We start from the raw sequence: 11,834 nt of genomic DNA on the forward strand, positions 1-11,834 counted from the left end.
TAATCTAGCTATGGAACTCATTAATAAAACAACGGTTTTTGAAGAAAACCAGGTACTTACGGCAGGTCAGCTTAATACCATGCAACAGTTCTTGTTTCAGGAAAGCAGATTAACCAGGATTAGATTGATTGGAAGAGGGATCGTTTGTGGCTTACATGCAACTTTTGGTGTAAATACCGTTCATATCTCAAAAGGAGTAGGCGTTACCTCCTGGGGTTTTCTAATTTCGCTTGGTGAATGCGATTTAACACATTTTAAACCATATACTCCGCCGGATGGATTAGATTATAAATATTTTAATAAAGCTCCGCTTTTAGAATTGGTTACTGCAGAAAATGCAGCTGCAGTAGCGGCCACACCAATTAATGCGTCATTAATTTTAAGCGATTATGTGGTTGTGCTGTTTTTAGAATCAGCATCAAGGGATCTTAAAAGCTGCTTGGGCAAAAGCTGCGATGATTTAGGTAAAGAAAACACCTTTACCGTGCGTAAATTATTGATCAAGATAACCGATCTCATCGACATTAATAGTTTTAATAAAAATAAAGGCGGGGCGATGTATCCCGCGCTCTATAATTTAGAAACAATCGAATATCCACGGGCATTAATTACATCAATTGCAGCAGCCAATTACCCTGCTTTAATTAATACCTATTTGAGTCCGGTTGCAGCTATATTAGAAAAACTCACCAAACAGTTAAGCATAATCTATAAAGAATTGCCTGCATTGGTGCGTTATTTTCCAGGAGTTGATTTCGATAATATCCGATCGTTGTGGGAAGCGAAATTGATAGATCTCTCCATTCAGTATTTAAGTGGAAAGGCTTACGGATTTCAATATGTGTACGATGCTTTCGAGGATATCATAAAATCGTACGAAGAATTACGCTGCATCGCCATGCATCTGCATAGCGTTTGTTTACCCAATGAAGATGCCTTTCCAATGCATTTGATGCTAGGTACTAAGGCTTGTCCTCCTTCCATTTACCGTCAGGAATTTGAATATTCGCCTTTATTTAACGAATATAAAGATTGGAGCAAAAAACTGGTTTCGGTTTTTGGAAGAACCTTGACCATGTTAAACGGTTTTTATGATTCCTTAACTGAAAAAGGTGAAAGGGGTATTTTGGCTACGCCAAGTAAAGAGAAGTGGCAAAACATTGGCAAGCGGGCATTCCCGATTTATTTCGATCCCAATATCGATGATTTTGAAAAGTATTGGAACGAATCTTTATGTCATGGCTGCGATAATGGTCAACCACTCAGTTACCACTATCAAATGCCTGCAAACCTGCAGCAGTATGGTATGAGCAAGTTAGAAGCACCATTACTGTATAATTTAAGCGATACCAGCTTTTTTAGAATGGAAGGCCATTTAGCTATGCGAGAAGATACAGCCGTTTTGCAGTACAAAAAACTACAACGCCGGTTTAACCTGCCCTTTAAGGTCCGTTCTATTTTTATGGGCGAAGGAGGCACGGTGAAAACGATATGCCGCTATCCTGATCTCGATTCGCAATATCTGGTATGGCGCAATGTAATGTTGTATTATCTCAATAACCTGATCAAATACAGCACCCTGGCTGAAAAAATGGTCGCCCGTTTTGATGATGTAAAAGATGCGGCTAAAGATGCGGTGAGCGGCGTGAATGTTAAAAAGGAAGCTACAGCGCATACAAATGCAGCTGGAAAGGAAACTTTCAGTGATTCAGGCGTTAATACTGAGAAAAAATCTACATTCGGCAATATAAACACCGCTTTTATTAAAGCTGGTATGGTTAACGAACGCATCAACCAGGCCAATTATAGCAAAATAAATAATAGTAAAGGCAGACTGGAACAAACACCCGACGATCTGCAGCGTGAAGTATTGCACCTGGTTGCCCGTTTCAACGATAACATCGAGGAGTTAATCGCTACGCTTACTTTAGAATTTTCTGATTTTGATGAAAACCGTTTTAAAACGGTGTATACAGATTTAATTGTAACCTACGTAAGTGGGATGAAGCTCATGGTCAAAATCATTAATAACGATGGCAATGTAGAGCTAATGGCTTACCTCATGGCTGCCACCTTGTTACATAGAGGCTTAAATGTGTTGATGATCAGGCCTTATATCAATATTGGTACTTTAACTGATATTCGGTCGCAAAGGAATAAAAGCCTGGCTACCAATATTTCATTTTATGATTATATCCGCAAAGCAGGTGCTTTAGAACATTTGGCAGGCGTAAATAAAGGCAATACCCTGTTATTATTGTACCATACAGGCAGAGAAATCGAATACCAAACCATTGGAAAAGCGCCTGAGGCTGTGCCCGTAACGCATAAAGAAGCAGAGGTGGCGGAACTTGTAACAGCCGAAAAGGCAATTAAAGCCAATTACGAATTAAAGTCTTCAGAAATAAGAGCTCGTATAAAAGAACGTGAAAATGAACTGGCTCAGACTGAACTTCAGTTAAAAAAGACTTTAGAAAGTAGAACAGCCGAAATAAAAAAACGTAAGGTCTTAACAGGCGATGAAATCAAGAAAGAAGAATCTGTCTTAAAAACTGAGATGGAAACGAAAAGAAGAGAACTCAAGTCAACAGAAGGCGATACCGTTAAAACAGAAGCGCTTGAAAAGGAATATAAAGAAAGAATAGTTTTACTTCGAAAAAATACAGAACTGGATAAAACAAAAGAGATAAACGAACTGGCCAAAAAAATAAAAACTGAATTGGCAGAAAAACAGAAAATCGGTGCTGAAGAAATAGAAAAAGCCAGGAGGGAAGAAACTGATGCACAGAAAGAGTACGAAACCCATTTGGCTGTAATTTATGAAAAACGTAAAGCGGTAGAAAAAGGAAAAAAAGAGAAGGAATTAGAAGAGATTGCAGTAATAGGCACAAAGAAAAATAGAGGTAAGTACCTAAGCGGATTTGAAGCAAAGTTTAATGAACATTATGATAAATTGGTTGAAGAAATAGGCAAACAGGGTTTAGAAAACATCGCTTCGAACGTAATTGCTGATTTTACCCTTTACGAAGATGATAGCTGTTGCGAATGCGATGCGAAAGATTACGTCAATAAAGAACTTACACCGTTGGCGGTGCCAATTTCTCGCTTTGTGGTATATAATCAAAGTAGAATAAACACAGCCAAAATACAGGTGCTCAATAATTTATATCACCCTGGTGCTTACAAGGTTATTGTTAAAAGTGACCCGAGATTAGGCTCCGTGACCTTTGAAGAAGAAATTTACGAGCCTAAGCCAAACCTGAAAAAACAGATTTTGGTGTATAGTCTTGATCCGAAAAAGGTAGCCGAAAATAGCAAAGCCAGGAGATCGATTATTGCCGTAGATGAACTTGAATATGTAATTGTTGAAAGTGAAACTGGCCAAGAAGTTGGTGAAGCAAAAATAACTTTCTTTATTGGCATGGGTAGAATCCAGGAAGAAACCTATTTAATAAAGGGTAGGGTTGCTTTCGCGCAATCTTACAAGATAGAGATTTTTGACGAAAAGGGTAGTCAAATCTTGTATTCACAAACGCCAAATGGTGAAAATTACAGTATAAGGGTAGCACCAGGTAATTATTTAATGAAGGTGATCTCAGTAGTATATGGCCTTCAAGAAAGACAAACGAGTGTAAAAGATGCCGATGTAACCGAAAACTTCGAGTTTGGAAAAAACTAATGGTTTAAGAACATGAACAAACACCTCATCCAATCGCAAAAAATGTTGCTCACTGTTGATAATCAACAGGATTGGGAAAAGGTGCAGGCAGAAATCGGCCATTTCTGTAAAACCAGATTGCCGGAAATCTTCAATACCATTTTCGATGAATTTGCCGTAAATAATACCATTCGCATCGATAAATTAGAGATCGATTTGGGTAATTTCTCTTTAGATAAGTTGATTCAAAATGTTGAAGAACAAATCATTACTCAAGTCCGTGGCTATTTTAAAAATCACAATTTTAATAAAGTAAATGCTGGTGTTGTTCTAGATGAGAAACTCGGTTTGTTTCTTGAAAATCTGAAGTTTCATCCTGAAATACTTTTAAAACACAACCCAGGTTTATCTGCTAATAGTGGAACTGTTGCTAATGAGTATGAATCGCTGACTTTATATTGTCAAACAGGCTTAAAGCCCTGGTGGTTACCTTCTGAAATTGTTTTTAACCCTTCTGAAATTTTATTGAGGCTTTTCAATATTGATCGAAATCTTTTCTGTCAATTTATTGTAGCGTTAAAGCACAATTCTAGTAGTTATAGCAGATTAATCCAGCTCATTAGCAGGCAGTCATTTTTTTATCATTACCATCAGTTTAAAACAGATATTATTCTCTTAAAGTATTTTGAACCAAATATTAAGCATGATTTATTTAATGTTATACTTAAGTATTGGCTTGATGGCTTAAAGCAGGATGAACACTTACTGGATACTGAAGATTTCGGGCTTTGGCTTTTCTCGCTGCTGCAGCATATGCCATCATTGAAACCGGCTTTAATAGATAGTATTAAGTTAAGTATCGCTGCCGTTCAGCTCAAAAAAGAAAAGTTGGTACTTCAGCGTTTTAATAAATTACTAGCAGCCATTACAAGCAGTAAAGGATTGCCTAAACCTGAATTAATTAGAGAAGAGGAAGTAAGTAAAACGGTGAAAGTAAAGCAAACTAAGGTTCTGGATAATGCATCTATCCTAATCGAAAATGCAGGTCTGATTATTTTGTATCCATATTTTAAAAATTTGTTTAATGTTTTGCAATTGCTTAATGCCAATCAGTTTATTGATGAAACGTGTAGACATAAGGCAATAGTGTATTTGCATTATTTGGTTTATAACGAAATGCCTGAAGATGAAAGCAGGTTAATTTTTAATAAAATATTGTGTGGGGCAGATCCGGAAGTGGTAATCAAGCTCAACGAGATCGCATTCACTGAAGAAGAATTAAAGCAGAGTACCGAATTAAAAGCAACGGTGATTAAACATTGGACAAAATTAGGTTCCACTTCGATAGAAGGATTAACCCAAACATTTTTAATGCGGAATGGAAGTTTAATTTTTCGGGAGGGCAATTATAATTTACATGTAGAAAGAAAAGGATTTGATGTTTTGTTAGACACTTTACCCTGGTCATTATCCATAATACGCTTACCATGGAACAATTATTTGATAAATCTGAACTGGTAAAGACCACGCTTTTGCGCGGAAATGCAGATGCACTTTTGGCCGAGTTAAACTGGTTTGAAAAAGTGTTGCAGTTACGGAGTGCAATAAATGCGAGCAGTGTTGCTGCGGGTACAAGTATTTTTACTGTACAACCCCCCGATTTAAGTGCTTTTGATTCTACTTACGCCAGGTTTTTAACTCAACACCAACTTAAGTTTGCTGATCGGTTTTTGCTTTTTTTGGCAATGGTGAGTCAGATAAAACCACAATGCCTGGATATCTTTTTAGTGCAAAATCCACAAACTGGACAGATATTTACTGAATTTGGAGGAAAAAAGGGAAATGTATTCAGCGGCTTTTTACCAACGGCAGAAACATTTTTGTTTTTACTGGCATCTGATAACTTAATGTTGCGCTTTGATTTGTTAAAACTATTTGATGCCAGAAACCCACTTTTTGCTTTAAATGTTTTAGAGTACGAACCACTTCCACCTGGCGAACCCATTTCAAGTATTCCCTTACATATTAATAAAAACTGGTTCGAAGAGTTTACTACTGGTGAAAGGAGCAAGCCCCGTTTTTCCGCAGATTTTCCAGCTCATTTAATAGAAACCAATATGGAATATAGTGATTTGGTTTTACCTGAGCATACTATAGAACATTTAGAATTGTTAAATTCCTGGTTAACACACAACGTTACCATGATGAATGATTTGGGTTTGAAACATAAATTAAAGCCAGGTTTTAGAACGCTTTTTTACGGACAGGCAGGAACCGGAAAATCATTGGCTGCAGCCGTTTTGGGTAAAAAGCACAATTTACCCGTTTACCGCATCGATTTAAGTAGAGTGGTTAGTAAATATATTGGCGAAACAGGCAAAAACTTGGCAAAGGTTTTTGATGCGGCCGAAAATCAGGGGTGGATACTATTTTTTGATGAAGCAGATGCACTTTTTGGGAAACGTACAAATGTAAGCGATGCACGGGATAAGTATGCCAATCAAGAAACAAGCTATTTGTTGCAACGGATCGAAGATCATAATGGTTTGGTAATACTGGCCAGTAATTTTAAGCAGAATATTGATCAGGCATTTCTACGCCGGTTTCAATCGGTTATCGAATTCCCAATGCCACAGGTAAGTCAACGGGCTATCCTTTGGGAGCAAGGATTTTCTCCGTTTACCAAGCTGGAAGAAAAAATAAATTTAAATGAAATTGCCCAAAAATTCGAACTTACAGGCGGAGTAATCATTAATGTGGTGCAATATGCAACCATGCAGATGCTTAAAGATGGTGGCAAAGAAATAAGACAAAAAGATATTATAGAAGGTATTAAACGCGAATTAAAAAAATCTGGACGAACGTTATAGCAATGAGTACTGCATTGGCATATGGAAATTCTCAATCAAAGTCTGTTACACATAGCAGGCCAGGGGCTGGTTGCGTTCAGGCCAAATTAAAAGTAGGTGCTGTAAATGATCCTCAAGAAAAAGAGGCCGATCAGGTAGCCGAAAGGGTAATGCGAATGCCGTCTAACACTGGTTTTGCGATGTCGGGTTCTGGTGCAGCTACCTCAGGGATGAGTGTGCAGCGTAAATGTTCGAGCTGTGAACAGGATAAAAAGATATCCAGGAAAGAAAAATCAGTAATGAGAACCCTTGCAAGGCCATCAATCCAGCGCAAATGTTCCAGTTGTGAAAATGAAGAGAAAGCATCAAGAAAAGAACAAGAACGAGATGAACCTATATTGCAACGTACATGCAATACCTGCAAAGATGAAAAAATAGCACCAAAAGAAAAAGCGATACCCGAAGATTTAGGTAAGGCAAAACTCCAGCGTAAACCTGAAGAGCTGAAAGAAGTAGATCAGCCCAAAGTATTACAAGCGAAATCAGAATCGGCTTCATTTGCAGGGGGAAATGCGCCTTCTAGCGTACAATCCGGTATAGCAGCTACAAGGGGAGGTGGAACCACTTTACCCGGGCATGTCAGTAATGATTTGGGCGGTAAAATGGGGGGCGATTTTTCGGGAGTAAGGATTCATGATACTTCCCACGCTGCTAAAATGAACGATAGCATTAATGCCAGGGCATTCACAGTTGGCAATAATATTTATTTTAATAAAGGCGAGTATAACCCAAATTCGCAGAGCGGAAAATTTTTGTTGGCACATGAGTTAACGCATACCATGCAGCAAGGGGCATCCCCAGAAATACAAAGATATAGCTGGGATGAGTTTGCCAATGATGTAGCCGGAGGAGTTGATACTGTAGGTGAAGGATTGAGTGATGCGGCTGGTGCTGTTGGAGATGCCGCAAGTGCTGTAGGTGGAGCTGTATCTGATGCGGCAGGTACTGTTTATGATGCAGGTGTAGATGCAGTAGATTGGCTTGCAACCCAAGCGGGACAGGCGGCACAGGCATTGGCCGATGCTTTAGGTGTGGATGTAAGGATAACCACCAGTGGTTTAGAAATCGATATTCCTGGAGGTTGTCCGTTAGATGGCCATAGTCAGCAGTTTACGTTAGATGCTATGGACCAGGATTTTATGACCCCAATTTTTGCCATGCCAATCGCTCCTGATGTTTTCATTTCGGGCGAAGTAGGGCTTACGGGTAGTATTACACCAGAAGTTCAGGTACAGATAGGGCCAATTTGTTTTGACCCGACACATATTTTAATCAATCCTTTAACCAGCAACTACAGTATTAGCGGTGGTATTAGCATTACAAGCGCTTTATCATTAGGTGCAGAATTACGGGGTGGAATAAAAGGCGAGCTTAGTTTAAGCGGAATTATACCTGTTGGACCTATACCAGTACCGGTAAGTATTCCACTAATCAGTGCCGAAGGTGGTCCAGCAGTATTTGTCAGGGCTATCGGAATGCAAACTACACATATTGGTGGCGCACTATCATATGGTGGAGGCACCATTACGGCTAGTCCTGATATTGATCTCGATTTGGGTATTGCTGCTGATTTATTTGCTGGAGCTTATGCCCAGCTAAGCGTACTTGGTTTTAATCTGTGCCGTATTTACTGGCAACCGTACGAATGGCATGGTGATGCAGCAGCCTCACTTGGTTTATCAGGTAGTATTAGTGGTGTACCTGGCGTTGGAATTACAGGTGTAAGTGTAGCTACACCAACTTTAACAGGTATTCCTTTCGATAACATCGGATTGGCCATTGATCGGAGCCAAGGTTTTACAGATGATTGTCCGTTGATTTCAGGATTATGCGGTATTTTAAGAGCCCTTAATTACCTGCCATCACAAAATGGTGGTAGTTGGGATTGGAGCGCAACAGGTGCTCCTGGAAGTGGCTCATATGGTCCTGGCCCTAGGTTAGGCGGGCCTTTAGAAGCTTATGAAAGAAAACCACTTCTGGCCAGCGGATCAGAATGTAGAGGCGCTTGCGGACCCAATTGTGATACATGCCAACATGAAGCCATACATCACGAAATTGATCCTGCTACTGGTATATTATGGGAATATACGAAGTTTGAAAATTGCCATACTCATGATGGTTGCAGAGAACATGATGCCGGATTTGATTGGGCAGCTGACGTTAAAGGAGAAACAGGTGCTTGGGCGATGATTTTACCTTGGCACATGGCAGCAAATATAGAATGTGCGTGCAATAACCTGGCTGGAAATTGCCCAGCTTGGGCTTTTGGCTTACCGCCTTACGATCCTCGCTCAATGTATTTTGCAAAAACAGCTGTAGCTATTGGTTCTGTAACACCAATAACACCGCATGTTCCACCAGGTGGTGGCGGGCCAAATAATGAAGTTGGACCAGATTTTTATCATTATAGCATTGTGCCACCATCGGGAGATTTTGCTGCAGGTGGAGAAAGATGGACAGACTATAAGACAGATTGTAGGGCAGAAGCCCAAGCTGCAACAGGTGTTCCTGATGATTTACAATATATTTCTACCCTACCAGATACCGTGGCAAGTACCTATATCGATAGAAGCAATTTTACGGTAAGACCAAGAATGTCAGTAGTTCACGGCATCTTGTATCCTTATTATCACTATCGAAACCATACAGTGATTCCTGCTGGTACGTACACAACAGGGCCTTTAACAAATTTTTCGCCAAATTGTGAATCCGACTTGGGTAACGACGACACCTGGTATGATAGGACCGAACCTTTTGATGATGTAAATAATGAGCATCATTTAATTTTTATAAGAGGTACCGAAGGGAATCGGATAGAAATGATGGCCAGTGAGCCCATTACTATCGAGAAATTTTTACAGGATATTATTGATACAACTTCTGATACAGATCCAAAACATATACAGGCCGTTACTGCGCAAAATTTATACCGTACTGGGGTAGCGCCAAATCTCCAAAAATTAAATACCATTAAAGTTGATGACAATACGGGTAGAGCAATAGATCCAAGTAAACAAGCAGATTTGGAAAAATACGCTAATGATTTTTGGACAAATTCTATCGCTTTAACCACTATTTTAAGATCGCTAATAGGAAGAGAAAACTTATCAGATGCCAGAAACCGTTATGCCTTAGAAGGTTTGGCTGGTACCTATGGAAGTGTACCAATACCAAAAGGAGATCAAATGACAGGCGATCACCAACCTCAGGCGGCGGCACTTATTTATTCGGCTGCACAACCTTATTTCCCACCAAGCAATCCGATAAAAGATGTTTTAGACGGCAGCCATGCACCTTCAGCCTATGTAATCAATTTACACAAATATAGGCATGAAGCTGGTAGAACTTTTGGACATAAAAGTAATCCGATTTTGAAAGCCTTTACGGCTGCTGTTGATACCATAAGGCACGATAAAACTAAAACTCCTAAACAAAAACGGTCGGATAATGTAGATCTATTGAAAAAAGAATTGGGTGCAGATGTTCAGGCGATGAGAGGAGTGGTTAATCAGGCAGAGACGCATGATAACTGGAAAGATTTGGGAGAAGTTGGTTTTACAGGTACCGATAAAACCGATTTATACAATGAATTGAAAACGCGTATTTTACAAGGAGAACAAGCTATGTTAACGCAGAATTTAGATCGATATAAAACATAGATATGGAAAATCTCGTAAGTAAATTTCAAGCTTTTTTGGATAATCAACAGGGCTTTTTGATTGATTTAGAGCCTGCTGACAATAGCGTATTGACTAAATTAATAGCCAACTATAACGCAAAAGATTTGGAGGTTTTCGCAGAATCAAATAATGGTTCTGCTTGGGCAATCTGGAAGCATGAAAATGGCTTTCCCGTTGTATTAATAAGTTCTGAAGGCATTCCTTTTGATATTGCAGCCAAGGATTTTGAAACTTTTTTAGCCATATTATACTATGGTACAGGCTTAATGTACCAATGCTTAACTTTTCTGGATTTTGCAAAACGGATGGGCCAAACAGAAAAGCAGGTATTAAAGCGTTTCAATAAAAATTATCTCGAAAAGGAATTGCAAAGATTTCATACAGACTATCCGGATTATAATGCGCTGTATAATTTTATTGATGAACAAGGTGTTGGTAAAATAGAAGATCCAATACAAAGTTTTTTGGCTACTTCTAAATTAAGAAAAGCTTTTAGCGAGTGGAAAGAAAGTTTTCAGTAGCTTAAATAGTTAACTTAAAAATTCCTTCTTCACCCATTTATTATCGTTACTTATTTTACACCAGCCATTACTTTCTTCAACGATAAAAACCTCCTGATTTTTTGTAAGCGCAGAAACTTTCGGAAAGTTGGTGCCAGGCCCACTTCTAACATTTAGGGTAGTGGCATTTACAGTTGCCCTGGTTACATTTTTGGTGAAACTTCCATTTACCCAATGCTGTTGCGATGCTGATATTTTATACCAGCCATTTTTCTCTCCGTATACACGAAGAATTGCACCTAAGGTTGCTGGCTCAACTCCTGTAACTTTTTTACTTTGGGCATTCGCGTCTTCCCTAATGTTTAAGCTATCGGCGGTAACTGCAACATATTTTATAATATTCTGCGCAGGTTGTGGAACGACACCGTTTAAAGCTGCACTTACCAGTGGTAGGAAATTTTGATTGCAATTTTCAACCTTGTTACCGCCAAAAAAATTAGTGCCCGGGCAGGTTTTATTGTTGCCCGTTCCATTATTTCTTATTCCGGTGGTTAAATTAAACCAATGGTGATAAACTACGTTATCGCTGTTAACTGTGATACCGAATTTTTTACACAGTGCTGCCGTTATCCTTACAATAGTATTTTTGTGTTCAGCGGTCATTAAATCCTTTCCTGTATCGAAATCGCCAAGATTTTCAATACAAATGGCGTGGCTGTTAAAACCTAAAATGCAAGCAGGTGTATTTTCAAGGTTTCTACCGGTTAAAATTGTACCATCAGGGAAAGTAGTAAAATGTTGACCGATATCCATCCAGCCATTATGGCTAACATGGTAACTTTTCATTCCTTGTTGTAAATCAAAGTGATTATTACCCTTAAAATTGATGTAGCTCGGACTCCAGGTATGATGCTCCTGAATGTGTATGATGGTTCGGGCAACTCTTAAATTTGAAATCCACGTTTCAAATTCATTAATATCCATTTTCGTAAAACCGAATTTACTAGTCATAACAAGGTTGATTTAAGTTAAAACTTAACTGTTACAAGGATGAAAATTTTTGAAATTCAAAATGTTTTACTAAATA

Annotated in this window: 6 protein-coding genes; 5 read left to right on the plus strand and 1 reads right to left on the minus strand. The window is 38.9% G+C overall.

Annotated elements, in window-relative coordinates; translation table 11 throughout:
- Positions 1-10: 10 nt before the first annotated feature.
- From AW17_RS03175 to AW17_RS03195, 5 genes are read left to right on the plus strand one after another with little or no spacing between them, the layout of a single operon-like run.
- The gene (locus tag AW17_RS03175; RefSeq protein ID WP_029274661.1) at positions 11-3,679 is read left to right on the plus strand and encodes a hypothetical protein; all 3,669 of its coding nucleotides are present in this window, start codon (positions 11-13) and stop codon (positions 3,677-3,679) included.
- Positions 3,680-3,691: 12 nt separating this feature from the next.
- Entirely contained in the window at positions 3,692-5,179 is a 1,488-nt protein-coding gene (locus AW17_RS03180) for a contractile injection system tape measure protein (protein ID WP_029274662.1), read from the plus strand.
- Positions 5,146-6,528, plus strand: coding sequence for an ATP-binding protein (locus tag AW17_RS03185; protein WP_051691607.1), 1,383 nt, complete (start codon positions 5,146-5,148; stop codon positions 6,526-6,528). Before AW17_RS03180 ends, AW17_RS03185 begins: the two co-directional genes overlap by 34 nt.
- A 2-nt stretch (positions 6,529-6,530) precedes the next feature.
- Positions 6,531-10,226 (plus strand): eCIS core domain-containing protein, encoded by a 3,696-nt coding sequence (locus tag AW17_RS03190; protein ID WP_029274664.1) that lies wholly within the window; start codon positions 6,531-6,533, stop codon positions 10,224-10,226.
- A gap of 2 nt (positions 10,227-10,228) precedes the next feature.
- Positions 10,229-10,768 (plus strand): hypothetical protein, encoded by a 540-nt coding sequence (locus tag AW17_RS03195; RefSeq protein ID WP_029274665.1) that lies wholly within the window; start codon positions 10,229-10,231, stop codon positions 10,766-10,768.
- Positions 10,769-10,777: 9 nt separating this feature from the next.
- Here the strand turns inward: AW17_RS03195 and AW17_RS03200 are convergent, their stop codons facing one another.
- The gene (locus AW17_RS03200) at positions 10,778-11,758 is read right to left on the minus strand and encodes an SH3 domain-containing protein (RefSeq protein ID WP_029274666.1); all 981 of its coding nucleotides are present in this window, start codon (positions 11,756-11,758) and stop codon (positions 10,778-10,780) included.
- Between the last annotated feature and the right edge of the window lie 76 nt (positions 11,759-11,834).

Origin of the sequence: Pedobacter borealis DSM 19626, from assembly GCF_000708285.2 — a bacterium.
Classification (GTDB): Bacteria; Bacteroidota; Bacteroidia; order Sphingobacteriales; family Sphingobacteriaceae; genus Pedobacter; species Pedobacter borealis.

What these genes read in the sequence shown, in the direction of transcription:
- AW17_RS03195 (WP_029274665.1), top strand. Translation starts at nt 10,229, where the DNA reads ATGGAAAATCTCGTAAGTAAATTTCAAGCTTTTTTGGATAATCAACAG.
- AW17_RS03185 (WP_051691607.1), top strand. Translation starts at nt 5,146, where the DNA reads ATGGAACAATTATTTGATAAATCTGAACTGGTAAAGACCACGCTTTTG.
- AW17_RS03190 (WP_029274664.1), top strand. Translation starts at nt 6,531, where the DNA reads ATGAGTACTGCATTGGCATATGGAAATTCTCAATCAAAGTCTGTTACA.
- AW17_RS03200 (WP_029274666.1), bottom strand. Translation starts at nt 11,758, where the DNA reads ATGACTAGTAAATTCGGTTTTACGAAAATGGATATTAATGAATTTGAA.
- AW17_RS03175 (WP_029274661.1), top strand. Translation starts at nt 11, where the DNA reads ATGGAACTCATTAATAAAACAACGGTTTTTGAAGAAAACCAGGTACTT.
- AW17_RS03180 (WP_029274662.1), top strand. Translation starts at nt 3,692, where the DNA reads ATGAACAAACACCTCATCCAATCGCAAAAAATGTTGCTCACTGTTGAT.